This is a genomic window from Polaribacter sp. HL-MS24 (genome assembly GCF_032758595.1).
In the GTDB taxonomy this organism is placed as follows: Bacteria; Bacteroidota; Bacteroidia; order Flavobacteriales; family Flavobacteriaceae; genus Polaribacter.
Map to the genome: position 1 here is coordinate 142,829 of NZ_CP136415.1, position 26,200 is coordinate 169,028.

Consider the following 26,200-nt stretch of genomic DNA (forward strand, 5'->3'; position numbering starts at 1 on the left):
TGAAAACGATACAGAATGATTTTATTAGACGGAAAAAAAACAGCAGCAGACATTAAAGAGGAAATCGCATTGGAAGTGAGCGCTCTCAAAGACAATGGTAAAAAAACACCTCACTTGGCTGCTATTATTGTTGGAAACAACGGCGCAAGCATCACCTACGTTAACGCTAAGGTAAAAGCTTGTGAACGTGTTGGTTTTAAATCTACCCTGATCCGTTTGAATGAAGACACTACCGAAGAAGAATTGTTAAATGAAATTGGCATTTTAAATATTGATAACGACATTGATGGCTTTATTGTTCAATTGCCCTTACCGAGTCATATTGACGAACAAAAAATATTAATGGCAGTAGACCCAAACAAAGATGTAGATGGGTTTCATCCTACAAATGTTGGTAAAATGGCTTTGAATTTACCTACTTTTATTTCTGCCACTCCATATGGAATTTTAGAATTATTAGAAAGGTACGAAGTTGAAACTTCTGGAAAACATGTAGTCGTTTTAGGTAGGAGCCATATTGTTGGTAGCCCAATGAGTATTTTACTGGCTCAAAAAAGAAAAGTTGGTAACGCTACCGTGACCATGTGTCATAGTAGAACTAAAAACTTAAAAGAAATTACGCTTCAAGCAGACATTATTGTTGCTGCAATTGGAATTCCTGAATTTTTAAAGGCTGATATGGTCAAAGATCATGTAACGGTGATTGATGTTGGAATTACACGAGTGGCCGATACTTCCAAAAAAAGTGGATATCGATTATTAGGGGATGTCGCTTTTGACGAAGTTTCTAAAAAATCAGATTTTATCACTCCAGTTCCTAGTGGTGTAGGTCCTATGACTATTGCTATGTTATTAAAAAACACTTTACTGGCTTGCGAAAGAGCTCATAATTAACAATCAAATCATTTTTCCTATATTGTGACAAACAATATATCTGAATCTTGAGTGATTTTTTTTTAAAAGAAAACAGCAACTTTACGCCATTTACTTCACAGCATCTGTGGATGATTCTCTTATGCATTGTCTTAGGGGCTGTCCTCATCCTATGGACCAAAAAACAAAAGGAAGCCAACCAAATACGGATTGGAAATATCATTACATTCTCAATTAGCCTTACGGTGATTTTTGGGACATTGTTAAAAATATATCAAAAAGACTTTAACTATCAAGAAGATTTACCTCTGCACTTATGTAGTTTTTTAGCCTTAATTATCCCGATACTTTCCATCACTAGAAAATATGTATTGTATGAAATTTTCTTGTTCCTTATTTTAGGGGGCACCTTACAATCAATTATTACACCCGATGATTACAATTATTTAAACTTTCCGTTTTTTAGATACTGGTTTGTTCATGCCGGATTGGTGATTTTTATGTTTTTTGCAACCGTTATTTATAAAATGAATCCCACTATCAAAAGTGTGGGGAAATCATTTTTAGGAATGCAAGTCTATATGATTTTGATGTTTGTGCTGAATTTCTTTTTAGGTTCCAATTATTTTTTCACCAACAGGAAACCAAATGCAGCAACCGCTTTGGATCTTTTTGGCGAGTGGCCTCAATACGTTTTTGTAGTAGAAGCATTGGTAATTCCGTACTTTTTATTGCTGTATCTTCCCTTTTATTTGACCAAAAAAAGGTCAAACGCTTCTTGAGGGAGCAAAATCACAACAAAAACACATGTAAGCTTCCCCTCCAAAAAAACACTACAGCACACTCATTTTTCAATAGAGCATCCCGCAGATCTGCTTAAAAAGGAAGGTTTTTTACTTTTTTTCGGGCTTGTACAAGGGTTACCGGTGTTATGCCACGTTATTTCAATTTAATGTTTCCTTCTTTATAAGATATTCCCTTACTTTTATTGCTACTAAAAAGACTAGAATTAAAAAAAGAATTATACTAGAAATAATTTCAATAGAATTCATTGAATTATACCCATTTTTGGAAAAAGAAATTAAACCACCAATAATAAAAATACCTAGCATTATTGTTCTTGGAATTGTTAATATGTATTTATTCATCATCTCTAAAATTATACCAATCCATACAATCTCCAAATTCATACACAGCTATTGCTGCACCAATCCATCCTAAAGTTCTAGAAGCAATTTTTCTAATTGCTTTTTTTGCTATTGCTTTAGTTACTTTTCCTTTTAACAATTCTACTACTGCATCAATACCTACTGAACGAAGCATACAATCGTACCAATCTGGTTCCATATCCATATTTGTTGCGTAAGCAGAAGCTACAAAAAAACTAGCATAATTAATTGAGACCAAATTGTCTTTTTCTTTTTTCTTATTTGCCGAAAGTATCCCCGCTGCCGCACGAATCCTTTCGTGTGGTTTTTGTTTATTATCCATCATACTTTAAACAGATTAAAGACTACTATATCTTCCAATAAGCCTTGCTCTCCTGCATAATCTTTTGCACTACTATACACATATTCTTCTGCTTTGTATACCAATCCTGATTCGACAGGATTTTGATGTATATAATTTATCTTTTCTTTTATTACTTCATTACTCCATAATTCTATTGGTTTATTATCGTGTCTCCAAAACTGATGATGCTCAACATTAGAAGACTTTTTTGCTGCTTTTTTAAACTGCTCCAACAAAAACTCTCTTCTGCTTTCTTGCAAATTTTCTTGTATTGCTTTTACAATTTTATTACTCGTAAATCTTTTAAAATCGCCTAATAATTGTTCTGGTTTTTCTCCCTTTATACTTCTAAATATCAAATGCACATGATTTGTCATAATACACCATGCTATAATTTCCATTCCTTTCTTGGTTTGACAAAATGCTAAACTCTCTATCAAGATGTCTTTGTATTGAGTTCTTGTAAATACATCTAACCAATCTACCACTGCAAAACTTACAAAATATAAACCTTCTGGATTATGAAATTTATAGTTTCTACTCATTTTTTATTCTTTTTTCATTCTTCTCTTTTACCTTAACATTTTTGCACTTTTGCCACTTTACCACACGAAAGGATTCGTGCGGCAGCGGGGTCATGCACTTGGCAGCAATGGCTTATAATCTGAAAAAGTACCTGAAATTCACTCAAAAACTGGCAAAATCTAAGGCAAAAGCCCTTGGTTTTGTGTTTTTTGAAATTACAGCCTTCACAAAGGGCATTGGGTCCTATATACCCCCCTCCAAAAAACAAAACAGCACACTCATTTTTTAGTATGGCATCCCGCACATCGGCTTAAAAAGGAAGGTTTTTTACTTTTTTTCGGGGCTTGTGCAACGGTTACCGGTGTTGGCAATAGTATTTTTAATAATTCAGATATTTTGTTTTTCCACATTGAGCATATTGTTCCGAACGTTTTAAATCAAGTTTTACTTCTTTACTAAGCTTTTGAAGTAACTTTTCATATTCTGCTTGTTTTTCGTCAGAAACTGAAGGGTTTTTAATTCTAAATGTATAATAATCTATAGTTCCATTTTTGTCGAAATAGATTCTGTTAAAAATAGTAATCGTTGAGTCAGAAACTTCCCATTTAAAGTTTTCTTCTTTAATAAATTGAGAAACTTTTTTATGAAATTCAGACCAAGATTTCGCAATAATTTTATATTCAGATTCACTTACGTTTCTTGGGTCAAGTAGATTTGTATAAGTACTGTCTAAATTCAATTTTTTTATTTCGTTGTAAGCCATTTCATTATTTCCACTTACAATTTTAGGCTCTTTTATGATTTCGATTTCTTTTTCTGTCGATTTTTGTTTACAACTTATTAATCCGATAATTAGTAAAATCCAAATGCTGCTTTTTATTCTCATAATGTTTGTCTTAATATTATTGCCAACGGACAAGTATATGCAAAGTGGGCGATTGCGGGCTTCAAACTTATCAAACCGTTACGATTTTGAAGCGGACTACAACCTTTGAATTTACTACGATTCCGCCCATTTTGTATATACAGTGTTACCGCCTTATTTTTATTCATTTTTCATTTTATCAATCCGAATCTTTTGATTAACAATCGTAAACTCGAAATATTTGTCATTGTTTTCAATCAGTTTTACGTCTCCGTAATGCAACTGTCTATGATGGTTTGCACAAACAGTCAGTAAATTCAAAGTTCCAAGAGAACCTTGTTCCAACTCTGATACAGGAATTATATGATGAGTCTCAACATAAAATTCTCCGTTTCGTTTTTTGAATCCATGAGGATTAAGTCCTAAAGCTTTACAAATCTGACATTCGTAGTTATTTGCTTTTTTAACTGCTTTTGAAATATCTCCTCGCTCAATTCTTCGACTTACAATTTCTTTTACTCTTGGTGTTGCATTAAAATACTTTGCTTCAAGCTTTTGTAAATCTACAAAGTCATTAAGTTCTGAATTTGTTGCTTCACTTACAATTTCAATATTACTGTTTGCAATTTCAATTATTTTATCAAATGTATCTTTCTCAATTGACCACGAGGAAGCTTGACGACCATTTAGCAATGGTTTTTCATTTTGAAAGTCCGTTAGATTTTTCAAATCGCTTAAAAGTATCGGATTATCCAAGAGTTTCTTTACATACCGAATTTTAACTCTTAAACGTTCTTCTCCATATTTTTCGGGGTTTATCCAAAATTGTCCGTCAGAATCAGGCATTGGTTGTGCTGAACTCACAATTTCAACAATCCCGTATATTCCAGCCTTTAATCTGTCTTTTCCTGCTAACTCGTCTTTTGTTCTTGAATCATTACCTACTCGAATAACAGCTAATTGTCCTTTTTGAAAATGTTCACTTTGCCAATCAGTTATCCTCCACGTAGAGTTTATTTCTTCAGTTTCAAGAAATTCGTCAATTTGCCAATATTTTGGATTACAAAAGAAAATCCAATATCCAGTACTATTAAATGAGGAATCGCCAGAAATTTCAGTTTCTTTATATTCAGGAAAAGGCAAGGATGGCGAAGTATTTTCCCTCAAATAATTGAGCATTTCAAACGAAGTGTCTTTTTGACTATCTGTCCTTAACTGTACATATTTTTTTGATGCTTTTTCAATTGTACCAAAATGGAGATGTTTAATCTTTTCCCATTTTGCTTTTGAAATGTCCCGATAAAAATAATTTCGTGTTTTTACAGCCGAATATTCTGCCCAATCTCCAGAATCCCAATCAGATTCTAACATTTCATTAATATCGGTAGTATTGTCTTTTAATAGTTCCTTATCTAAAGCAATCCAAATTGAATCTTCGTGAATCGTTGTTGTTATTAAACTTCCAATCTTTAATCGTATTCCGTCTCTTTTTACACTCAATCCCCATTTTTCAGAACCAAACGAATCCGCATATCTGATAATTTCGCAAAGAATCTCAAGGTAGTTTCTTCGTCGGTTTTTATCAGGCAGTAAATCAGATATTATTTGTTCAATCTCAATCATGTTTCATTGCTTGCAGTTCGTTTCTTAAACTTGGCGGTAACTAGTGTATATCGGTAATAGTACCGATATTTCCATTATGGTTGATGGTTAAATTATTTATTTAAAATTTCTGTTTATCAAGGTTTTGAGCTCTAATTAATGTGTCAGTTGAGCTCTCTATCATACGCAAATGCCGTTTACTAACACGTGTATATATCTGTACAGTTACCCCAATTACCAATGCAAGTTAAAATTATTTTATAAAAAATACAAAATAAAATAAACATACAATTGTACAATGAAGCTGTTTTACTAGAAAAATGAGGTAAAAATTAAGGATTAGAGGTTCGGGTTGATAAAAAGAATCCCATAGCGCAAGGAGTTTTTAGCATGAAGTCATTGGGGAAGAAATTCAATCTTCCTTCCCTGCTCGGGCAAGCTTTGACTGTATCTATTTCGAAGGATTTTTTTTCAACCTTCCTGTCAACTAAAAAAAGTAGTTTTCTACTTTTTTTGAAAGCTTGTAAAACAGCTACCATTGTTGGTAGCTGTTTACTATTTAACTAACACAAACACTTCATCTCTAAATTATAGCTATATTTCATACCAATCTATGCTTCCCAAAAAAAAATCCTAATTAGAGGAAGCTTAGACTATGACCAAAGCCTATTTCGAAAGCAGCGGGTAAAAAAGCAAAAATCCATCCAAAAAAACACTACAGCATACTCATTTTTTAATAGGGCACCCCGCACAACGGCTTAAAAAGGAAGGTTTTTTACTTTTTTTCGGGCTTGTGCAAGGGTTGCCATTGTTGTAAACAGTTTATTTATTCAGATAATATTCTTTTGTACTTGTCATAACATCCTTCATCACAAGTTGAAGGGGATAAAGTTAGCTTTAATTCATTATTTTCAATGCTGAAAGAATATTTTATTAAATCAGATGTAATACACGGTATTGAGATTTCAATAATTGAGTTATTAATACTATAAGTACCATCACATTGATATGAATTATTTGAGTATAAATTTTCACTTGAAAAAGTAATAATCTCTCCATTTTCAAAGTTTTGATTTGGAATAGGAGAACCACCATCAAAACGATTTATTAATTGCCAAGTTCCATATATAGTGTTTTCTTGTTGTTCGGTTTGTTCATCACTAAACTTGAAATAATGAAGAAAATTGATAAGATTAAATACATATTTTTCATGATATTTTGATTTTAAGATTTTACCATTCAAAACCAGCTACGCAAAGTTTGACTTCGTCGAATCTTCGATTTCCCGACTTTGAGCTTATATAATTCTCATTATTTTTAAGTATAAAATTTATTTTAACACTTCAAAATTTACATTTCATTTTATGCTTTTTTTAGTTCCGCGAAGTCGGGAGACTTTGCGCAGCGGGGCTTGTGCAACGGTAACCATTGTTGTAAGCAGTTTTTTAATTAGTATGTGGTTCAATATCCGCAATATAATTTAGTTCAGCCCAATCTACAATATCATAACTTGTAAATTGGTTTCTCCATTCTATTTCTTGACCAATAGGAACATAAAATCGAATAATTCCGCTATTCAATTCTGAATTGTGCTTTTCGTTCAACTCTAATTCGTTCATTGAATTAAGCCAGTCAGTTTGATAGTCAATATTTTCTATTCCAAAAAGCCGAGGGAAAATCGTTATCTCATTTGTTTGAGAATGTAAATATCCTGTTACAAACCAATTCACTCCATCATTTGTATAATTTTTGTCATTAAGAATATCTAAAACGTATTGCAAATTGTCTGATTCCAAATTTGACGTAAAAGTTAATGAGTTTACATTATCAACTTGACGGTCAAATAAATTAATAAAGTCAAACAAATCATTTATGTCAGTTCCACTTTTAATTCCAACAGATACTTCTCCAGCTACAAACTCTCGTGTATCGGTTTCAGAATCATTTTTCGAGCACGATGATAAAATCCCTATGAATGATATTAGAAGAATTATTTTTTTCATAATTACAGTTTTTTAAAAGATGCTAAAACTCCGAAATAGTTGCTTCAAATTGCTTACAACTAGTGTATATCCCCGCTGCCGCACGAATCCTTTCGTGTGGTTTTTGTTTATTATCCATCATACTTTAAACAGATTAAAGACTACTATATCTTCCAATAAGCCTTGCTCTCCTGCATAATCTTTTGCACTACTATACACATATTCTTCTGCTTTGTATACCAATCCTGATTCGACAGGATTTTGATGTATATAATTTATCTTTTCTTTTATTACTTCATTACTCCATAATTCTATTGGTTTATTATCGTGTCTCCAAAACTGATGATGCTCAACATTAGAAGACTTTTTTGCTGCTTTTTTAAACTGCTCCAACAAAAACTCTCTTCTGCTTTCTTGCAAATTTTCTTGTATTGCTTTTACAATTTTATTACTCGTAAATCTTTTAAAATCGCCTAATAATTGTTCTGGTTTTTCTCCCTTTATACTTCTAAATATCAAATGCACATGATTTGTCATAATACACCATGCTATAATTTCCATTCCTTTCTTGGTTTGACAAAATGCTAAACTCTCTATCAAGATGTCTTTGTATTGAGTTCTTGTAAATACATCTAACCAATCTACCACTGCAAAACTTACAAAATATAAACCTTCTGGATTATGAAATTTATAGTTTCTACTCATTTTTTATTCTTTTTTCATTCTTCTCTTTTACCTTAACATTTTTGCACTTTTGCCACTTTACCACACGAAAGGATTCGTGCGGCAGCGGGGGTGTTGCCACCTTTTGTCTCGTTTAATTACAAAGTATTTATTCATTCAAATCTTAAATTATTCTAACATCCAGCTCCTATTCTTTCCCGTAAACAGAAATATGATTTAGACGAAAAGAAGCATTATCTTCTGCAATTAGCGATACTTTAATGAATCTGATGTTCACGCCGGGCAAGTCAATACCAGCATTAAATTTATCGACAGTTATTTCCCATGGATTATTGGAATCTTTGCTTTCTCCTACAACCTTCCACGACGAACCATTTTCGGAAATTGCAACTGTAAATGTTCCCTTAGTTTCAGAAATAATATCTCGAATATCTATGCCGGTTACTAATTTAGCTTTACCTAAATCGATTGTTAAGTCTCCTTTGATTAAGTTTGGATTTTCGTATGACTTGATAATCCCTCCGTAAATCGGATCTGAAAATTTTGATAAGGTTTTTTTCGAAAATGCCATTCCTGAAATTTCATCTTGAAAAGTGAGTTCAATAATCACAGATAGTGATTCATATTTTACTTTTCTCAAATCCAAAATAATTCCTCGTGATGTTTGTTTAAATTCAATTTCTCCTCCGCTTAAACATTCTGCATTCAAAATTTTATTTGACAGTGCAGGTAACAACAGCTTGTTTTCTGTTTGACCTGTAATATGTACGTATACTTTATTGCCTTGATAAGTGCTTCCTCCCCAGTTCTCAGGATACCATGGCCCTCCTTGAGTATTGTATATCGTGTATCCATATTTTTTCATCCAACTGCCAACTTCTTCAAGTTGTGATACTTGTTTGGGATCAAATTCACCATCCCATTTCGGCCCCCAGCTCATCAGAGTATTTCCATTACCAGTGGCGGTTGCAGTAATTATTTTTACTATTGTTTTTGTTGACTTTACAGGAGTATCAGACCACGACCATGAATCACACAATGTCATACAACTTTCCCAAGGGCGCAACTGATGCATTCCGATCTTTTGTTCTGGTGTGTCAAAATCACCGGGTATACTTGCTCTGTTATTTATTATGATACCTGGCTGAAGTTCCCTTATCATCCGTGTTAACTGCTCCGATTTCCACATATCGGCAGTGAACATACCTCCCCACCAACAGGCATCGAACCAGAAAATGTCAACCTTCCCATATTTGGTGCACAGCTCTCGTACGGCTTTAAATTGATAATCAATATATTTGTCATGACTGGGTCCAGCAGAAATCTTTTCAACTCCGGCTTTTGCTTTGAAATAGGGAGGAGAAGGCATCACATCAATTAGAGATGTATCAACAGGAGCATAATCAGAGTGATACCAGTCGCGCTGTGAATAATAAATGCCGAATTTCATATCTGCTTCGTGACAGGCATCAGCAATTTCTTTCAGGTAATTTCGGCCAAAAGGTGTCTTGGTCACTTTAAAATTAGAATATTGTGTATCCCACATGTGAAACCCATCGTGATGTTTGGCAATGGTAACTATATATTTCATACCAGCTTTTTGAGCAATCTCAACCCACTTTTTTGCATCAAAATTCTCAAAATTGAATTGCTGCGGATATTTTGTCCATAATGAATCAGCGATAGGTCCATTTCCTATATCCGGTGCTTTTCTCGTATAGCACATCCCCCAGCTTAAGTCTTTTCCGATGTAAGTGGAAAGTCCAAAGTGGATAAACATCCCGTAGCGCGCATCGTTGAACCATTCTATTTCTTGCTCTGAAGCAAAATTACTGGCATCCCATTCTTCAGTGGTGAATTTTTGAAGAAAATACCACCGTTCATGTTTTGTTGTATCATCAGCATGAATTGACCATTGCGCTTTTGAGGGCAGGGAAAAAAGAAATGCGAAAAGAACGATTAGTATACAAATTTTATTAAGTGATTTATTCATAATTATCAAAATGTTATTGTTTTGGTTACACACAACGTTTAGAATATGGTGCGTTTGGTATTTCGAAACACTTACCTATTAAACCGCTATATGTTTTATTAAATATACTCACTATCAAATTTAGCACTATCCGCCAAATGACCTATATTTATTGTTGGCGGTAGTTATTAATTGAATCAGTTCCTTCTCATTTTTAGTTTCGGAATATTCTTTTATATCACTCTATAACTTATAGAATATCCATCTAACATTTATTTTTGCAATCTAATTAATCGTTCACAATCCTGTAAATAATTATATTCTAGAAACTATCACCAGTTTTTAAGATTGTTTGATCCCGTGACACAGCCATGTATAATTCTGAGAAATTAAAATTGGTTTTATTACCCTTAAGTATCGTAATTTGTAAAAAATAATTTCCAGCATCTTTTATAGGTACTTTACCCAAAGTAACAGGTTTATTTTTTATTGTTGATTTAGAAATATTTTTTATAAAATAAGGTCCTCCAATTCGTTTATCATCTTCACTATAAATCATTACTTCTAATTCAATATCTTCGCTTATTTTATCTAATACTCCTACCACTTCATAAGTACGATGACCATATTCTACATTTTTTGGTAAACTTATTTCTCCATCATAAAAATCTATCATATCGTTTTTTTCATCCTTAAACCAAATGGTTGAAGATAAATAATGATGACCAAGTGGATGCCATTTAATATCCCCTCCACTTATTTTAAAACACCATGCATAACCGACCTCATGTTTAGATGTATCAATTTTTGATAAATCCAACGTAATAGTTTGGTTTTCTTCAATAATAAAATCAATTTTATCATCTCCTAAAAGCTCTACTTTTAAGTTATTTTTTGGATTCTTGGCATATATTGATTTAATGTTTACTTTTTTGTTTTCTGGCCAATCGAGTATAAATGCATATAAGTTCTTCCCATCTTTGCTTGAAGTAAACCGGATATCTTTTGAAGAATATTGGCTCTCTTTTCTATTCTGCGAATTATGTGCACCATAATAATCATTTACACCACGTACATTACCTTCTCCATACGTAAGCCATGGGCGTGTATTGTAAATGCCTTCACCATTAACTTTTAGCCAACGTCCATATTCTTTCATTATATTTTTGAATTCAATAGGGATGCTTCCATCAGCTTTGGGTGCAAGATTTAGAAGTAATATGCCATTTTTAGATACAATATCAACAAATCTATCAATCATAGTGTTTGCCGGATTCAGCTTAATACCCGGATGGTAGAACTAAGGCAGTCAGGTGAATCGTCGCATACCCATGGGAAACTGGTTAAAAAGTCCATGCGCCCCCTTTCAAGATCCAGGGTTGAAAAATTTAATTGCTCTCCTTCCCTTTGTTTTTGGCTTACTGTTGGCTGAGTTTGACCATAAGCTATTGCAGCATTATAAAAGTCGGCATACATTTGTAATTTAATATTTTCATCATTCCATCCTAATCCAAAATCAAAATAAATCATATCAGGCTCGTAATTTTTCACAAACTCGTTCACCTTAGCTAAAAACGATTCTTGCATCACGCCTGGTATTTTTCTCCATGCAAGTGTGTTGTTAGTTTGATTTGACATTGGATTATGAGGTATACCATATAATTCAGGAGCTTCATTCCCATCGTATTTAAAAGCATGTTCGTAAAACCTATGCGTGAAACCATGATGAAAAGTACCAATAAATTTAATGCCTCTTTTACGTAAAGCCTTAACCATTTGACCACTAATGTCAATTTTTGGACCTATGTCATACGAGTTCCAAGGTGAAATATTACTTTTCCACATTAAAAAATTATCATGATGAACAGCTAATGGACCAGCGAATTTCGCACCTGAATTTTCAATTATTTCAGCCCATTCTTCAGCATTAAACTTTTCACCTTTAAATTCCTTTATTATATCTTTATACCCAAACTCATTATGGTTTCCAAAATGCTTTAGATGATAAGCGTGTTCGATTGTTTCTTCGTCATACATTCTTCCTGCGTACCATCCCATTTGTCTATCCCCATACTGGATTGCATGTGTTACAGGTCCCCAACATGTAAAAATTCCAAATTTCGCATCCATAAGCCATTCTGGGTACTCATAATTGTCTTTTAGTGATTTTACTGTTGGTTCAAAATGCTTGGAAATGTTGTCTTTTTGATTAAAATTACAACTTACTAGTGTAAACAATAAAACTGAGAAAAAAAGAAACTGTTTCATAATATTACCTTTATATGTTTTTAAATTATGTGATTTTTGCACCTTAATTACCGCCAACTACTGTATATCGTTACTGGTACCGATATTTCCATTATGTTTGATGGTTAAATTTTTTATTTTTAATTTCTGTTTATCAGGGTCTTGAGCTCTAATTAATGTGTCAATTGAGCTCTCTATCATAAGCAAATCCAGATCACTTACATGCGTATATATCTGTACAGATACCCCAATCACCAATGCAAGTTAAAATTATTTTATAAAAAATACAAATTAAAATAAACATACAATTGTACAATGAAGCTGTTTCACTAGAAAAATAAGGTAAAAATTAAGGGATTAGAGGTTCGGGTCGGTAAAAAGAATCCCATAGTGCAAGGAGTTTTTAGCATGAAGTCATTGGGGGAGAAATTCAATCTTTCTTCTCTGCTAGTGCAGGCTTTAACTATATCTATTTCGAAGGATTTTTTTTCAACCTTCATATCAACTAAAAAGAGTAGTTTTCTACTTTTTTTGAAAGCTTGTAAAACAGCTACCATTGTTGGTAGCTGTTTACTATTTAACTAACACAAACACTTCATCTCTAAATTATAGCTATATTTCATACCAATCTATGCTTCCCAAAAAAAATCCTAATTAGAGGAAGCTTAGACTATGACCAAAGCCTCTTTCGAAAGCAGCGGGTAAAAAAGCAAAAATCCATCCAAAAAAACACTACAGCATACTCATTTTTTAATAGGGCACCCCGCACAACGGCTTAAAAAGGAAGGTTTTTTACTTTTTTTCGGGGCTTGTGCAACGGTTGCCATTGTTGTAAACAGTTTATTTATTCAGATAATATTCTTTTGTACTTGTCATAACATCCTTCATCACAAGTTGAAGGGGATAAAGTTAGCTTTAATTCATTATTTTCAATACTGAAAGAATATTTTATTAAATCAGATGTAATAACGGTATTGAGATTTCAATAATTGAGTTATTAATACTATAAGTACCATCGCATTGATATAAATTATTTGAGTATAAATTTTCACTTGAAAAAGTAATAATCTCTCCATTTTCAAAGTTTTGATTTGGAGTAGGAGAACCACCATCAAAACGATTTATTAAATGCCAAGTTCCATATATAGTGTTTTCTTGTTGTTCGGTTTGTTCATCACTACAACTTGAAATAATGAAGAAAATTGATAAGATTAAATACATATTTTTCATGATATTTTGATTTTAAGATTTTACCATTCTAAACCTGCTGCGCAAAGTTTGACTTCGTCGAATCTTCGATTTCCTGACTTTGAACTTATATAATTCTTTAGTTGCGCGAAGTCGGGAGACTTTGCACAGCTGGGAAACCCAAACCTTTAGATTTAGCCTAAAACGCCCTATGTTTTTTACACGTTGTTGGCAAATCGTTTTTATTCATTTATTGATAAAATTCAATCAATTTGTCTCTTTCTTTTTTTCTTTTTTTTGAAGAGTTAAATAGTTTTAAAGAAAACCCTCCAGAAATCACACCAATTCCCAATGAAAAACCTCCAAGCGTATCCACAATAGCTTTTCCCATTCCATCTTCCTTCTTAGCAGATAGAGCTATGATTCCTAAACTTGAAGTTAATATTGAAACTGAACCTAGAATTATTCCAAATGTTTTATTTAATTTCTTTTTTTTATTCAGTCTCAGGATATTAGAAAAATCAGTTTGGATTTTATTATCATTCAAATCATATGAACTCGTTTGAATTCCAAAATAATTAATGTGTTTTATTTCTCTTTCATTAAAAGATTGAGAATAGCTTTTAAATGATATTAAAATTAATAAAATTAGTGTTCCTTTTTTCATTTTTTGTAATGTTTGCCAACGTTTAGTGTATGTGGCGTGCTGACCAAATGGGAGGCATGAACATCATACACATTGTTCTATGCCACCTTTTCATTTTCAATTATTTGTTCAACTTCTTCAATTCACCTGCTGCGCAAAGTCTCCCGACTTTGAGCTTATATAATTCTCATTCATTAATTTTTTGTTCAAATTCATTTTGATACTTCAAAATTTGCATTTCATTTTATGATTTTTTAGTTGCGCGAAGTCGGGAGACTTTGCGCAGCTGGTGCATCCCGATCAACGGCTTAAAAAGGAAGGTTTTTTACTTTTTTTCGGGCTTGTGCAAGGGTTACCGGTGTTATGCCACGTTATTTCAATTTAATGTTTCCTTCTTTATAAGATATTCCCTTACTTTTATTGCTACTAAAAAGACTAGAATTAAAAAAAGAATTATACTAGAAATAATTTCAACAGAATTCATTGAATTATACCCATTTTTGGAAAAAGAAATTAAACCACCAATAATAAAAATACCTAGCATTATTGTTCTTGGAATTGTTAATATGTACTTATTCATCATCTCTAAAATTATACCAATCCATACAATCTCCAAATTCATACACAGCTATTGCTGCACCAATCCATCCTAAAGTTCTAGAAGCAATTTTTCTAATTGCTTTTTTTGCTATTGCTTTAGTTACTTTTCCTTTTAACAATTCTACTACTGCATCAATACCTACTGAACGAAGCATACAATCGTACCAATCTGGTTCCATATCCATATTTGTTGCGTAAGCAGAAGCTACAAAAAAACTAGCATAATTAATTGAGACCAAATTGTCTTTTTCTTTTTTCTTATTTGCCGAAAGTATCATTAAGCCTACGAACGCTATTCTAGGGTCATTTGAATCTGCAAACTCTTCCAAAAAGTCACTTTCATTAATACCATATGATTTTAATAATTCTTTACTACCTTTCACTAAAGGTGTTAAAATTTCTTTCGATTTTTTTACCGTTTGTTTATCTAAAACATTTGATTTTGTACTTTTTTTACTCAAAATTAGATTTTGTTTATCAAAAGTATTCTCTATTTTAGGTTGAATTTCTAAAAAAAGACTTTCAAATTTTTGTAAAGCAATTTTTTGTTCTTGGTTTTCGAATATATCATCTTCTGTTTGACAAGATTGATTTATAAACATTATTCCGAAAAAATAATAGTTTAATTGTTAAGATTGCAAAAATTCCTTTTGCAAATTTGTTTAATCCATTTTTCATGATTTTTAATTTTAGAGGAAAAGCCTTTTACTTTTTCAACTTTTCTAAGTTAATAAAATTTCCATTTCTACTCTCTCGATTTTCAAAAAACTCGGTTTACTTTTTCTTTTATTTCGGTTTCAACTTTCACATTTCAGATTTTGGATGGTCAGTCCGTTTTCGACCGTTATATTTATTTAATGTAGCATAACTACTGTATATCGTTACTGGTACCGATATTTCCATTATGTTTGATGGTTAATTTTTTTATTTTTAAATTTCTGTTTATCAGGGTCTTGAGCTCTAATTAATGTGTCAATTGAGCTCCCTATCATACGCAAATCCCGATCACTTACATGCATATATATCTGTACAGTTACCCCAATTATCAATGCAAGTTAAAATTATTTTTTTAAAAATACAAAATAAAATAAACATGCAATTGTACAATGAAGCTGTTTCACTAGAAAAATAAGGTAAAAATTAAGGGATTAGAGGTTCGGGTTGGTAAAAAGAATCCCATAGTGCAAGGAGTTTTTAGCATGAAGTCACTTGAGAAGAAATTCAATCTTCCTTCCCTGCTAGGGCAGGCATTAACTATATCTATTTCGAAGGATTTTTTTTCAACCTTCCTGTCAACTAAAAAAAGTAGTTTTCTACTTTTTTTGAAAGCTTGTAAAACAGCTACCATTGTTGGTAGCTGTTTACTATTTAACTAACACAAACACTTCATCTCTAAATTATAGCTATATTTCATACCAATCTATGCTTCCCCAAAAAAAATCCTAATTAGAGGAAGCTTAGACTATGACCAAAGCCTATTTCGAAAGCTGCGGGTAAAAAAGCAAAGATCCATCCAAAAAAACACTACAGCATACTCATTTTTTAATAGGGCACCCCGCACAACGGCTTAAAAAGGAAGGTTTTTTACTTTTTTTCGGGGCTTGTGCAACGGTTACCCGTGTTAGCATACGTTTTTCTAATTTTCATTTACCCAATTCAAGAAATCTTCAAATACATCATTCCAATAATCCTTGAATTCTCCGTTTTCTAATTCCTTTTCAAATCCGTGGTCTAAATCAGGATAAGATTTAAAGGTTAAATTATCTTTTTTATGTCTAATAAATTCAATAGGTATTAGATAAGCCGATTCTACGGTTACAGCTTGGTCTTTTGTTCCTATTGCTACAAATAATGGCTTGTCAATTTGTAATAAATTTTCTATTGGTGGTTCTGAAAAATGACTCCATCTTTTATAACTATTATCATTTCCTTGCCAAAATTTGTCTGTCGCATTTGGATTGGACATAATATCTTTTAGGTCGTTAAATAATGAGTCAATTTTCATTTCAGCTTGCTCCTCTGTAATTTTTCCTTTATCAACATCTTTTCTAATGAATGTAACAAAGTCGATAAATTGGGTGTTTCCTCCTCCCGACCAATACCCAAAATGTGTTACTTTTTTGTTTAGAGTTCCCAATTTAGCAACAACATCACTACCTTCTGAATGACCCAACACAATAGTTTTGTCAATCTGTTTATTATACTTTTTATATAAATCATTAATAACTAAATCAGCTTGGTTTGCTCGATATTCAAGTGTTTGATTTTCAAAGTATGATTTTGGAATTGGAAAGGGCTTGTCCATTTCAGTAGAAAATGGAAATCCTTTTCGGGATATTACAACAAATAAATAGTTGTCTGGAATTGTGGAAAATTCAAATGGCACGGTAGTTCCAATTGAAATACTGCCTTTTTCTTTTTTGATTTGATATAGTGACTTTGCGCTTGAGCCTTGAACATATAAAAAAATGGCATTTATTGAATCAATGCTTTTTTGTGCGTAAGTATGGTAGTTTATAGTATCATTTTCTATAAAAATTGAATAGTGTTCATAGTTCTTTATTTCACTATATCGTTGTCCGAACAATGTCAGACTATTTGTTAGAATTAATAAAGTATATAGGAATTTCTGTTTCATTTTCAAATGTATGCTAACGGTTGCTGTATGGTTAGTGGCGTGTAAAAAGTAATAACTTTTCAGAAAACAATTATTTTTATAAAAAGAGCTAACCTTAAAGCTAGCTCTTTGTAGTCATTAACTATACAGATTGTGCCTGTTGCACAAGTATTTATCCAAATATAAGCAAATATAGATTGATAATAAAAATATTTTCTTTAGATTTAAGGATGCAAGGAAAAAAGACCTATCAAGAAAAGCTGTTTGCTTGTTTTAGTTTGAGCGAACGGGTACCAAAAGACAATTTTTACCGACAGTTAGGAAGCGTTTTAGATTTAGAATATTTGTATGGCTTGACTAGAGCTTATTATGGTACAAGTGGACAAAAAAGCGTGGATCCCCTTCCAAAAAACACTACAGCATACTCATTTTTTAATAGGGCACCCCGCACAACGGCTTAAAAAGGAAGGTTTTTTACTTTTTTTCGGGGCTTGTGCAGCTGGTTACTGGTGTTATAGGTAGTTACATTTCTTCAGCGTAATATTCTCCTCCTTTTTTGTAAACTTTTAAAGTTAAACCAGAATCAAGTGCCTTTCCGACACACTTTGCAAAACTGTAACCTTTTCCTTGGCAAACAATGTCTCCAGGCGCAGCTGCTTTTGCCAGAAAACCACTAATAAAAGCATCTTTTTTTATAAAAGAATATTCATTATCACTACTCAAACTAATTTCAATGATATTTTTATCATCAACTTTTTCAAGAATTAAAGATAGTTTATCTTGTTGAGATATTTGATTTTCATCATTAGTACAACTTATCACAAGAAAAGAAGCTGAAAAGATGAAAGCAATTACTAAAATTTGTTTTAAATTTTTCATTTATTTTTATGTTTAATATTTCACGCATTCAATTTTAATTTTAAGAGTATTAAACACTTGCAATTTTGCCTCCTTATTGAAAAAAATTCCGTTTATAGGCAATTCAAAGTTTTAACTCTTTTATTTTTTTCTTCCAAGCAGAGTTTATTTTTTATTTAGAGTTTCTTTATTCATTCATTTCTGTTTTTTTTATATCATAAAAAAAAAAAAAAAAAACAATCTCGTTATTATTCTGTGTTGTTGATTTTCTTAAATGGATTACAACATGTTAGTTCATAAAAGCAGCAAAATAAAAATGCTCTAATTTTAAGTTTAAAAACAAAAATAGTAGAAAGGCATGAACTTTGAAGCATGCACTTAACTGTTATTTTTTAATATAGGTGGTTGTGAGCATCTACTAATCTTTAGTTTCCATACTTGCAAAAAATAAGTTGGCAATAGGAATTAAAAATAATAATTTATTATACCCAGCATCATTCAATCTCCTAAATCCAAGAGAAATAAAAGGTATAAATGTTAATATTGAATATATAATCATTATATTATTTGATAAATCTATATAGGAAGTGGCTCCTTCAAAAAATCCAATTAATATGTATATTAAACAGTCTAGTAAAAAGAAAACCCAAAATTCTTTTTGTGAAGATTTTCCTTTAAAATCAAATGCTCTTTTAAAAGCTAGTAAATAATATTTCATATTTGTTGTTTTAATTTATCATCTACTTTTATACATTTTTCATAAGCGCAAGAGGCAACTTTTGTTAGTACACAACCTCTTCTAAATGCACACACAACTTTTTCCCCGCTAGCGCGAGCGTCCCGCTCGTGCCCTTAAACAAACTAAAGTTAGTATTTCTTCTCATATATCTATTTCTAAAACTGTTTGGTCTTCTTGATAATTTCTTGCACTACTATACTTCCAGTCTATTGGGTCGGTAACAAAACCGCTTTCAACAAGGTTGTTATGTATATAGTCAATTTTTTGTTGTATTACTTTTTCACTCCATAATTCTATTGGTTTATTGTGTTGTTGCCAAAACTGACGTTGTTTAACATTACTCTTCTTTTTACCTGCTCGTTCCATCATCCATAATAACCACTCTTTTCTACTTTCTTGTGGGTTTTCTTCTATGGGTTTTATTAGTTTTTTTGCTGTAAAACCTTTAAAATCTCTTATTAGACCAGAAGGATCTTCATTACCTGACCTAAATATTAAATGCACATGACTTGGCATAAAACAATAGGCAAAGACTTCCATGCCTTTTTCTGCTCTACAATAATCTATACTTTCTTCTAATACATTAAAATATATTTGACGAGTAAAAACATCTAACCAATACACGGTAGCACTTGAGCGTAGCGGATGCATGAACTCAACAAAACAAATTACTAAATTGTGAATAAAACTTATAAAGTATGCTCCGGATTCGTTATGAAATTTATATTTTCTACTCATTTTTTCTATTTCTTTTTTATCTTCTTACTCGCACTGGTCACGAGCGGGACGCTCGCGCTAGCGGGGTCTTGAACTCTAATTAATGTGTCAATTGGGCTCTCTAGCATACGCAAATCCCGATCACTAACACGTATACATATCTGTACAGTTATTCCAATTACCAATGCAAGTTAAAATTATTTTATAAAAAATACAAATTAAAATAAACATACAATTGTACAATGAAGCTGTTTTACTAGAAAAATGAGGTAAAAATTAAGGATTAGAGGTTCGGGTTGATAAAAAGAATCCCATAGCGCAAGGAGTTTTTAGCATGAAGTCATTGGGGAAGAAATTCAATCTTACTTCTCTGCTAGAGCAAGCTTCGATTGTATCTATTTCGAAGGGTTTTTTTTCAACCTTCCTGTCAACTAAAAAGAGTAGTTTTCTGCTTTTTTTTTTAGAAAGGTTGTACAACGACTACATTGGTTGTAGGCATTAAAAATGATAGTTTTGTGTAAGACTGTTTTATGTCAACATGCATGATGTCCAAGGGACGGATTCAATCTCATGTGATCAATAAAAATCGTTTCAATAGGTCTTAAAGGAATGTTATTTTAGTTAAACCAAACGACAAAAGACTTCATTTTTGCAAAATCAGGAATCTGATCTAAAGTTACTTTTCCTGTACTAAATTCTTTCAAACCTAGTTCTTCTTTGTCAATTGCTAATGTAGCGTTTAAATCATCGATAAAGAGGGTTGCTGAAGAGAATGAAGTTTCTACTTTGGCAATATTGGTATTCAATCTAATTTCAGAAAAAGTTGAATTTAAAGAGAGCCCATTTTCTGTAGTGTATCTTGAATCTAAAATTTCAATACTTTGAATTGTAGATGTAGAATCTAGCTGTTCTTTAGGTACAATGGTCAATAAATGCTTCCCTCCTTTTTCAAAGATTAAATATTCGTCATCATCTTGAAAGTAATTATTTCCAGTAGCTCCTTCACTTAAATTTTTCACAATAGAATCTGAAGCAAATATATGCTCCAAATCTTTGATAGTAGTTTCTGTAGTGATATCTCCTACTTTTCCTTTGGAAATCTCAAATTTACTGCTCGTACAACTCATGAATAAAGATAAAGTTGCGATGCTAAAAAGTGTTAAAAATCTTTTGTTCATTGGTTGTATTTTGTTGATTTGTATATGAAACGTAAAATTGTATGAGTAATTGTTTTTTGTGTACATTATTTTAACATAAATAAAAAAATAGTATTGCAAAAAAAAGGATTGCTATCGTTCTAATAAGCTACTTTAAAAACAACCCCTTCTTATTGAAATCAAAACTTTTATTTTTTTGATAAAAATAATCATAAAATGAGAAACTGTTTCAAAAAATTTTGTCTTTATCCATTTTTGTAAAGAAATAATATGGTACTCAAAAGAGCAAACACCTATAATCAAAATAAAAAGTAGCTATTCGTACTGCCCTACTTCTTTGTCATAAAAAGCACCCGCTTTGTCCATTAAATCGGCCAATTCAGTCGCAATATCTTCTTCTTTTTCACCGGTTAAATCCTCGAACCACTCTATTTGATCATCTTTTAAATTGATTAAAAAACGTGGGTATTCGGTATGAAGTATAAAAATATCTTCTGGGTAATTGCTGTTGTCTGCTAATAAAAATTTTGGAATTTCCATAACTTGTGTTGAATATCGTTTGAAAGGCAAATGTAGGATTAATTATGATGCGCTCTTATTAGTTTTAACGTTAAATAATTAAAACGAAAACACAACAAAACTGCTGCAGAAGACAAGCCCGCTAGCAAACCTAACCAAATACCAAAACTCCCATACATGTCTTCTTTTCCAAAAAAGTAACTCACTGGAAAACCGATCACCCAATAGGAAAAAAAAGTAATGATCGTTGGTATTTTTACATCTTGCAAACCCCGTAAGGCTCCTAAAACAACTACTTGAATGGTGTCGGAAATTTGAAAAATTGCTGCTGCAAATAACAATTGGGAGGCAATTGCTACCACTTCTAAATTATCTGTATAATTATTGACATCACTCAAATCTACATAAATTTTAGGCAAACTTTTATGAAATAAAAAGAAGAGAGTTCCAAAGAAAATCGCCAACAAAAGTCCTAATAAAAAGATGGAAAAAGCAATTCTTCTCAATTCTTTAAAGTTTTGCAATCCCTTCTGATTTCCAACACGTACCATAGAGGCAACACTCAATCCCATAGCGACCATAAAGGTCATCGAAGATAAGTTGAGTGCAATTTGATTTGCAGCTTGAGGATTTTTACCGAGCAAACCGCTCAACCAAATCGCAGCTGTAAAAATCGCTACTTCAAACAACATTTGCATAGCACTTGGAGCCCCTAAATTGATCAGCTTTCGCAACATTAAGGTATCGAGTACAAAGAGTTTCACATTGGTAACCAAAGCCTTAGATCGTTCCTTTTTGGCCAACAACCACCACAAATAGGCGAGCATTACAAAACGAGACAATAATGTACCATAAGCAGCACCCACAATTCCCAACTCTGGAAAACCAAATTTCCCAAAAATTAACAAATAGTTTAAAATTATATTGAGAATATTGGCCAATAATGTAGCATACATGGGGAAACGAGTCATCGAAAGACCATCACTAAACTGCTTTAGAGCTTGGAAAACAATCAACGGTATAAGAGAAAAAGCGACCAAATCTAAATACGGAATTGCTAACTCTACGACTTCTTTGGGCTGTTTCATGAGGTACATCAGTGGTTTTGCAAAAAAGATGCCTAAGAAAAGAACAATTCCCAAAACAGTGCATAAAAACAATCCATGCTTAAACGTCGATTTTGCTTGATCAAACTGATCGGCACTATCAGCTTCAGCGATTAAAGGGGTAATCGCGGTAGAAAAACCAATCCCAATAGACATGGCAATAAACATAAAACTATTCCCTAATGAAACTGCCGCCAATTCTGCAGTTCCCATTTGCCCAACCATAATATTATCAACAAAACTCACAAAAGTGTGCCCTAACATCCCAAGCATGACTGGAGCTGCAAGTTTCCAGTTGTATTTAAATTCTGAAGTATATTGGGAAATATTCACGATTAATTTGAATTTTTGTGGGTGCTAAGATATTTATAATAACTGAAGAATATTAACAAAATAGAAACCATTTAAATTCAGCAAAAAAATGTATTTTTGAAGCTAACAAAACTACAAAAATGGCAAACATCACACTTGGAGGAAATCCAATAGAAACATCAGGGAATTTACCAAAAATAGGCGAGAAAGCTCCTGACTTTAAATTAACCGCAGTCGATTTGACTCAAAAAACCTTATCAGATTACGCTGGTAAAAATTTGGTTTTAAACATCTTTCCTAGCATTGACACAGGTACTTGTGCAGCCTCTGTTAGAGCGTTTAATACAAAAGCTGCCAATTTAGACAATACAACGGTTGTGTGTGTTTCAAGAGATTTACCCTTTGCACAAAAACGCTTTTGTGGCGCCGAAGGAATTGAAAATGTAGCAATGTTATCTGATTTTGCAACAGGAAGTTTTGGAAAAGACTATGCATTGGAAATTACCAACGGTCCTTTAGCCAATTTGCATTCAAGAGCTATAGTGATTATCAATACCCAAGGGGAAGTTATCTATACAGAGCAAGTAGGAGAAATTGCCGATGAACCTAATTATGAAGCAGCATTAAAGGCACTTTAACCCTAAGAAAGACGTATGAAAAATCCCAATGATGGTTTTTTAAGAGGAAGGCTTCGGAGTATGAAATTTGCCCTCAAAGGAATGTGGCTTCTCATCGCTACAGAAGACAGTATCAAAGCGCAATTGTTCTTTGGAGCACTGGTAACAGGTTTAGGGTTTTATTTCCAAATTTCAAACACTGAATGGATGCTTCAGTTCATTGTAATTGGACTGGTCTTGGTTGCAGAGGCATTGAATACTGCTGTCGAAAAAATGGCTGACTTTGTTCACCCTGATTATCACGAAAAAATAGGTTTCATAAAAGATATTGCCGCAGGAGGTCCTAGTTTTGCGGGAATCATTTCTCTAATTGTGGCGTATCTTATTTATGGAAGTAGAATATTCAATTTATTTTAACACATTTTAATGGTTCAAAAAGCAACGAAACGCAGTAATAAGAGTAGTCATTCAGAGAAAAAAACAGCTGTTTTTTCTTATCTGAAAACGAGACAAGCACAAACAATTATTGCTGCTTTTCTACTTCTCTTTGCAGTCTTTTTGGCGATTGCTTTTGTTTCTTTCTTTTTCAATTGGCAAGACGACCAAAGCACCCTAACAAGACTGACTGATAAAACGGTTTTGAGTAAGAATTTACTGGGGAAAATTGGAGCAAAACTGAGTCACTTCTTCATTTATAAGGGTGTTGGAATTGCAGCTTTTATCATTGCAATTCAGTTATTCAAAACAGGATTGTATTGGCTTCTACAGAAAAAAATAGGCCGAATTATAATTTCTTGGAATTGGGGATTATCAATAATGCTTTGGATTTCGGTTGCTTTTGGGTTTATGCAAAAAAAATCAGCCCTTCTTTCTGGAACTATTGGATACGAAATCAATGATTACCTTCAACGCTTTTTAGGAAAAACAGGGTTGGTTCTAGTATTAGCTTTCTTTTTTATTGCCTATTTGGCACTTCGATACAAATTGACTGCCGACCGAATTATTGAAAAAATAAGAACAAAAAGAGCTGAAAACGCTGCTTTGCATACAGACCCTGAAGAAGCACCTCATCCAACTGAAATTGAGGATGAAAATTCAACCGAAGAGCCCATAAGGCCTTTGAATACAAAATCGGAATTTGAATTGTCTTTAGAAAATCTTCAACCTACCATTGCCAATCATTCTGAAACTCCTATCAAAAAAGAAGAAGTCCCACTGGAAGTAGATCCCAAAAAATCAGCTCTTACAGAAGATGAAAAGGATTTTGTAGAGATCGAAGTCGAAAAAATTGAAGAAGAAAAAAGTGTTACGGAAAATTTGTCAGATAAAATTCTAAAAGATTTTGGAGAGTTTGATCCTACTTTAGAACTGTCCAACTTTAAATTTCCAACCTTTAACCTTTTGAAACAATACAATGAAACCATTTCTATTGATCCTGAGGAATTGGAGGCCAATAAAAACAAAATTGTAGAAACCTTAAAAAACTACAAAATTGGAATTGCAGAAATTAAAGCAACAGTAGGACCGACGATTACCCTGTATGAAATTGTGCCAGAAGCTGGAATTCGGATCTCAAAAATCAAAAATTTAGAAGATGATATTGCGCTATCCTTGTCTGCTTTAGGGATTCGTATTATTGCGCCTATACCGGGTAAAGGAACCATTGGTATTGAAGTACCCAACAAAAAATCGACCATTGTTTCAATGCATTCAGTGATCGCATCTAAGAAATTTCAAGAATCTCCAATGGAATTGCCAATTGCTTTGGGAAAAACAATCTCAAATGAAACCTTTGTCATTGACCTGGCGAAAATGCCTCACTTGTTAATGGCAGGAGCCACAGGACAAGGAAAGTCAGTAGGTTTAAATGCCGTTTTAACATCCTTATTATACAAAAAACATCCTGCAGAAGTAAAGTTTGTTTTGGTAGATCCCAAAAAAGTAGAACTGACCTTATTCAACAAGATTGAGCGTCATTATTTGGCAAAATTACCCGATACCGATGATGCCATTATTACCGATACAACCAAAGTAGTACATACACTCAATTCACTTTGTATCGAAATGGACAATCGATATGACCTGCTGAAAAATGCTATGGTTCGAAATATTAAAGAATACAATGTAAAATTCAAGGCACGGAAATTAAATCCAAATGAAGGACATCAGTTTTTACCCTATATCGTCTTAGTCATTGATGAATTTGCCGATTTAATAATGACTGCAGGCAAAGAAGTTGAAACTCCAATTGCGCGTTTGGCTCAACTTGCGAGAGCAATTGGAATTCATTTAATTGTTGCAACTCAAAGACCTTCTGTTAACGTAATAACAGGAATTATCAAAGCCAATTTCCCAGCAAGAATCGCTTTCAGAGTTACTTCAAAAATAGATTCTAGAACAATTTTAGATTCTGGTGGAGCCGATCAATTGATTGGTCGTGGAGACTTATTGTACACCAATGGAAATGAAATGGTACGGATTCAGTGTGCATTTGTCGATACGCCAGAAGTAGAAAAAATAACCGATTTTATTGGTTCGCAAAGAGCCTATGCAGATGCCTATTTATTACCTGAATACATCGATGAGGAAGGTGGCACAACTATTGATATTGACATTTCCGATAGAGACAAACTCTTTCGAGAGGCCGCAGAAGTCATAATAATTGCACAACAAGGTTCTGCCTCTTTATTGCAACGAAAATTAAAATTAGGATACAACAGAGCAGGGCGATTGATTGATCAGCTAGAGGCAGCAGGAGTTGTGGGCGGATTTGAAGGGAGTAAAGCTAGACAGGTTTTAGTAACCGATTTAGTTGCTTTAGACCAATTATTAGAAAACGAAAAAGAGAATTAATTCTCCATA

25 protein-coding genes are annotated in these 26,200 nt (G+C 32.7%); 5 read left to right on the plus strand and 20 right to left on the minus strand.

The window, feature by feature from the left end; translation table 11 throughout:
* Window positions 1-15: 15 nt before the first annotated feature.
* Together RRF69_RS00730 and RRF69_RS00735 are read left to right on the plus strand one after the other, a co-directional pair.
* Complete coding sequence (locus RRF69_RS00730) at window positions 16-894, plus strand: bifunctional 5,10-methylenetetrahydrofolate dehydrogenase/5,10-methenyltetrahydrofolate cyclohydrolase (protein WP_316940096.1); 879 nt, start codon at window positions 16-18, stop codon at window positions 892-894.
* Between the two features lie 110 nt (window positions 895-1,004).
* Window positions 1,005-1,655, plus strand: a complete 651-nt coding sequence (locus RRF69_RS00735) for a TIGR02206 family membrane protein (protein ID WP_316940097.1) — start codon at window positions 1,005-1,007, stop codon at window positions 1,653-1,655.
* 358 nt (window positions 1,656-2,013) lie between these two features.
* Here the strand turns inward: RRF69_RS00735 and RRF69_RS00740 are convergent, their stop codons facing one another.
* From RRF69_RS00740 to RRF69_RS00835, 20 genes are all read right to left on the minus strand, one after another.
* Window positions 2,014-2,367 carry a hypothetical protein gene (locus RRF69_RS00740; protein WP_316940098.1) on the minus strand — a complete coding sequence of 118 codons (354 nt, stop codon included), beginning with the start codon at window positions 2,365-2,367 and terminating at the stop codon, window positions 2,014-2,016.
* Window positions 2,364-2,930 carry an REP-associated tyrosine transposase gene (locus tag RRF69_RS00745; protein WP_316940099.1) on the minus strand — a complete coding sequence of 189 codons (567 nt, stop codon included), beginning with the start codon at window positions 2,928-2,930 and terminating at the stop codon, window positions 2,364-2,366. Before RRF69_RS00745 ends, RRF69_RS00740 begins: the two co-directional genes overlap by 4 nt.
* 359 nt (window positions 2,931-3,289) lie before the next feature.
* The gene (locus RRF69_RS00750; protein ID WP_316940100.1) at window positions 3,290-3,796 is read right to left on the minus strand and encodes a hypothetical protein; all 507 of its coding nucleotides are present in this window, start codon (window positions 3,794-3,796) and stop codon (window positions 3,290-3,292) included.
* A gap of 159 nt (window positions 3,797-3,955) precedes the next feature.
* Complete coding sequence (locus RRF69_RS00755) at window positions 3,956-5,398, minus strand: EVE domain-containing protein (protein ID WP_316940101.1); 1,443 nt, start codon at window positions 5,396-5,398, stop codon at window positions 3,956-3,958.
* An 805-nt stretch (window positions 5,399-6,203) separates the two neighbouring features.
* Window positions 6,204-6,620, minus strand: coding sequence for a hypothetical protein (locus RRF69_RS00760; RefSeq protein WP_316940102.1), 417 nt, complete (start codon window positions 6,618-6,620; stop codon window positions 6,204-6,206).
* A gap of 202 nt (window positions 6,621-6,822) precedes the next feature.
* Window positions 6,823-7,380, minus strand: coding sequence for a hypothetical protein (locus RRF69_RS00765; RefSeq protein ID WP_316940104.1), 558 nt, complete (start codon window positions 7,378-7,380; stop codon window positions 6,823-6,825).
* A gap of 117 nt (window positions 7,381-7,497) precedes the next feature.
* The gene (locus RRF69_RS00770; protein ID WP_316940099.1) at window positions 7,498-8,064 is read right to left on the minus strand and encodes an REP-associated tyrosine transposase; all 567 of its coding nucleotides are present in this window, start codon (window positions 8,062-8,064) and stop codon (window positions 7,498-7,500) included.
* A 166-nt stretch (window positions 8,065-8,230) separates the two neighbouring features.
* A complete protein-coding gene (locus RRF69_RS00775) occupies window positions 8,231-10,036 on the minus strand; it encodes an alpha-L-fucosidase (RefSeq protein WP_316940105.1) in 1,806 nt (601 codons plus the stop codon).
* 301 nt (window positions 10,037-10,337) lie between these two features.
* Window positions 10,338-11,276, minus strand: a complete 939-nt coding sequence (locus RRF69_RS00780; protein WP_316940106.1) for an alpha-L-fucosidase C-terminal domain-containing protein — start codon at window positions 11,274-11,276, stop codon at window positions 10,338-10,340.
* A 14-nt stretch (window positions 11,277-11,290) separates the two neighbouring features.
* On the minus strand, window positions 11,291-12,340 hold the full coding sequence (locus RRF69_RS00785) for an alpha-L-fucosidase (protein WP_316940107.1): 1,050 nt from the start codon (window positions 12,338-12,340) through the stop codon (window positions 11,291-11,293).
* Window positions 12,341-13,213: 873 nt separating this feature from the next.
* Window positions 13,214-13,492, minus strand: a complete 279-nt coding sequence (locus tag RRF69_RS00790) for a hypothetical protein (protein ID WP_316940108.1) — start codon at window positions 13,490-13,492, stop codon at window positions 13,214-13,216.
* Between the two features lie 208 nt (window positions 13,493-13,700).
* Window positions 13,701-14,117: a hypothetical protein gene (locus RRF69_RS00795; RefSeq protein WP_316940109.1), complete on the minus strand. Its 417-nt coding sequence runs from the start codon at window positions 14,115-14,117 to the stop codon at window positions 13,701-13,703.
* Between the two features lie 551 nt (window positions 14,118-14,668).
* Window positions 14,669-15,298, minus strand: coding sequence for a hypothetical protein (locus RRF69_RS00800; RefSeq protein ID WP_316940110.1), 630 nt, complete (start codon window positions 15,296-15,298; stop codon window positions 14,669-14,671).
* 1,034 nt (window positions 15,299-16,332) lie between these two features.
* Window positions 16,333-17,334 carry an alpha/beta hydrolase gene (locus RRF69_RS00805; protein WP_316940111.1) on the minus strand — a complete coding sequence of 334 codons (1,002 nt, stop codon included), beginning with the start codon at window positions 17,332-17,334 and terminating at the stop codon, window positions 16,333-16,335.
* 501 nt (window positions 17,335-17,835) lie between these two features.
* Entirely contained in the window at window positions 17,836-18,192 is a 357-nt protein-coding gene (locus RRF69_RS00810) for a hypothetical protein (protein ID WP_316940112.1), read from the minus strand.
* A gap of 397 nt (window positions 18,193-18,589) precedes the next feature.
* The gene (locus RRF69_RS00815) at window positions 18,590-18,889 is read right to left on the minus strand and encodes a DUF805 domain-containing protein (RefSeq protein WP_316940113.1); all 300 of its coding nucleotides are present in this window, start codon (window positions 18,887-18,889) and stop codon (window positions 18,590-18,592) included.
* 162 nt (window positions 18,890-19,051) lie between these two features.
* Complete coding sequence (locus RRF69_RS00820; RefSeq protein WP_316940114.1) at window positions 19,052-19,648, minus strand: transposase; 597 nt, start codon at window positions 19,646-19,648, stop codon at window positions 19,052-19,054.
* A 596-nt stretch (window positions 19,649-20,244) separates the two neighbouring features.
* Window positions 20,245-20,805, minus strand: a complete 561-nt coding sequence (locus RRF69_RS00825; RefSeq protein ID WP_316940115.1) for a hypothetical protein — start codon at window positions 20,803-20,805, stop codon at window positions 20,245-20,247.
* 294 nt (window positions 20,806-21,099) lie between these two features.
* Window positions 21,100-21,324: a hypothetical protein gene (locus tag RRF69_RS00830; protein ID WP_316940116.1), complete on the minus strand. Its 225-nt coding sequence runs from the start codon at window positions 21,322-21,324 to the stop codon at window positions 21,100-21,102.
* 38 nt (window positions 21,325-21,362) lie between these two features.
* Window positions 21,363-22,742 carry an MATE family efflux transporter gene (locus RRF69_RS00835; RefSeq protein WP_316940117.1) on the minus strand — a complete coding sequence of 460 codons (1,380 nt, stop codon included), beginning with the start codon at window positions 22,740-22,742 and terminating at the stop codon, window positions 21,363-21,365.
* A 119-nt stretch (window positions 22,743-22,861) separates the two neighbouring features.
* On the opposite strand from RRF69_RS00835, the gene tpx reads away from it, so the two are divergent.
* From tpx to RRF69_RS00850, 3 genes are read left to right on the plus strand one after another with little or no spacing between them, the layout of a single operon-like run.
* Complete coding sequence (tpx, locus tag RRF69_RS00840; protein ID WP_316940118.1) at window positions 22,862-23,359, plus strand: thiol peroxidase; 498 nt, start codon at window positions 22,862-22,864, stop codon at window positions 23,357-23,359.
* Window positions 23,360-23,374: 15 nt separating this feature from the next.
* Window positions 23,375-23,755 (plus strand): diacylglycerol kinase family protein, encoded by a 381-nt coding sequence (locus RRF69_RS00845; RefSeq protein WP_316940119.1) that lies wholly within the window; start codon window positions 23,375-23,377, stop codon window positions 23,753-23,755.
* A 9-nt stretch (window positions 23,756-23,764) separates the two neighbouring features.
* Window positions 23,765-26,191 (plus strand): DNA translocase FtsK, encoded by a 2,427-nt coding sequence (locus tag RRF69_RS00850; RefSeq protein ID WP_316940120.1) that lies wholly within the window; start codon window positions 23,765-23,767, stop codon window positions 26,189-26,191.
* The last annotated feature ends 9 nt before the right edge of the window (window positions 26,192-26,200 follow it).

Excerpts from the sequence above, each read along its gene's own strand:
- RRF69_RS00730 (WP_316940096.1), top strand. The coding sequence starts at position 16 with ATGATTTTATTAGACGGAAAAAAAACAGCAGCAGACATTAAAGAGGAA.
- RRF69_RS00735 (WP_316940097.1), top strand. The coding sequence starts at position 1,005 with ATGATTCTCTTATGCATTGTCTTAGGGGCTGTCCTCATCCTATGGACC.
- RRF69_RS00740 (WP_316940098.1), bottom strand. The coding sequence starts at position 2,367 with ATGATGGATAATAAACAAAAACCACACGAAAGGATTCGTGCGGCAGCG.
- RRF69_RS00745 (WP_316940099.1), bottom strand. The coding sequence starts at position 2,930 with ATGAGTAGAAACTATAAATTTCATAATCCAGAAGGTTTATATTTTGTA.
- RRF69_RS00750 (WP_316940100.1), bottom strand. The coding sequence starts at position 3,796 with ATGAGAATAAAAAGCAGCATTTGGATTTTACTAATTATCGGATTAATA.
- RRF69_RS00755 (WP_316940101.1), bottom strand. The coding sequence starts at position 5,398 with ATGATTGAGATTGAACAAATAATATCTGATTTACTGCCTGATAAAAAC.
- RRF69_RS00765 (WP_316940104.1), bottom strand. The coding sequence starts at position 7,380 with ATGAAAAAAATAATTCTTCTAATATCATTCATAGGGATTTTATCATCG.
- RRF69_RS00770 (WP_316940099.1), bottom strand. The coding sequence starts at position 8,064 with ATGAGTAGAAACTATAAATTTCATAATCCAGAAGGTTTATATTTTGTA.
- RRF69_RS00775 (WP_316940105.1), bottom strand. The coding sequence starts at position 10,036 with ATGAATAAATCACTTAATAAAATTTGTATACTAATCGTTCTTTTCGCA.
- RRF69_RS00780 (WP_316940106.1), bottom strand. The coding sequence starts at position 11,276 with ATGATTGATAGATTTGTTGATATTGTATCTAAAAATGGCATATTACTT.
- RRF69_RS00790 (WP_316940108.1), bottom strand. The coding sequence starts at position 13,492 with ATGAAAAATATGTATTTAATCTTATCAATTTTCTTCATTATTTCAAGT.
- RRF69_RS00795 (WP_316940109.1), bottom strand. The coding sequence starts at position 14,117 with ATGAAAAAAGGAACACTAATTTTATTAATTTTAATATCATTTAAAAGC.
- RRF69_RS00800 (WP_316940110.1), bottom strand. The coding sequence starts at position 15,298 with ATGTTTATAAATCAATCTTGTCAAACAGAAGATGATATATTCGAAAAC.
- RRF69_RS00805 (WP_316940111.1), bottom strand. The coding sequence starts at position 17,334 with ATGAAACAGAAATTCCTATATACTTTATTAATTCTAACAAATAGTCTG.
- RRF69_RS00810 (WP_316940112.1), bottom strand. The coding sequence starts at position 18,192 with ATGAAAAATTTAAAACAAATTTTAGTAATTGCTTTCATCTTTTCAGCT.
- RRF69_RS00815 (WP_316940113.1), bottom strand. The coding sequence starts at position 18,889 with ATGAAATATTATTTACTAGCTTTTAAAAGAGCATTTGATTTTAAAGGA.
- RRF69_RS00820 (WP_316940114.1), bottom strand. The coding sequence starts at position 19,648 with ATGAGTAGAAAATATAAATTTCATAACGAATCCGGAGCATACTTTATA.
- RRF69_RS00825 (WP_316940115.1), bottom strand. The coding sequence starts at position 20,805 with ATGAACAAAAGATTTTTAACACTTTTTAGCATCGCAACTTTATCTTTA.
- RRF69_RS00830 (WP_316940116.1), bottom strand. The coding sequence starts at position 21,324 with ATGGAAATTCCAAAATTTTTATTAGCAGACAACAGCAATTACCCAGAA.
- tpx (WP_316940118.1), top strand. The coding sequence starts at position 22,862 with ATGGCAAACATCACACTTGGAGGAAATCCAATAGAAACATCAGGGAAT.
- RRF69_RS00845 (WP_316940119.1), top strand. The coding sequence starts at position 23,375 with ATGAAAAATCCCAATGATGGTTTTTTAAGAGGAAGGCTTCGGAGTATG.
- RRF69_RS00850 (WP_316940120.1), top strand. The coding sequence starts at position 23,765 with ATGGTTCAAAAAGCAACGAAACGCAGTAATAAGAGTAGTCATTCAGAG.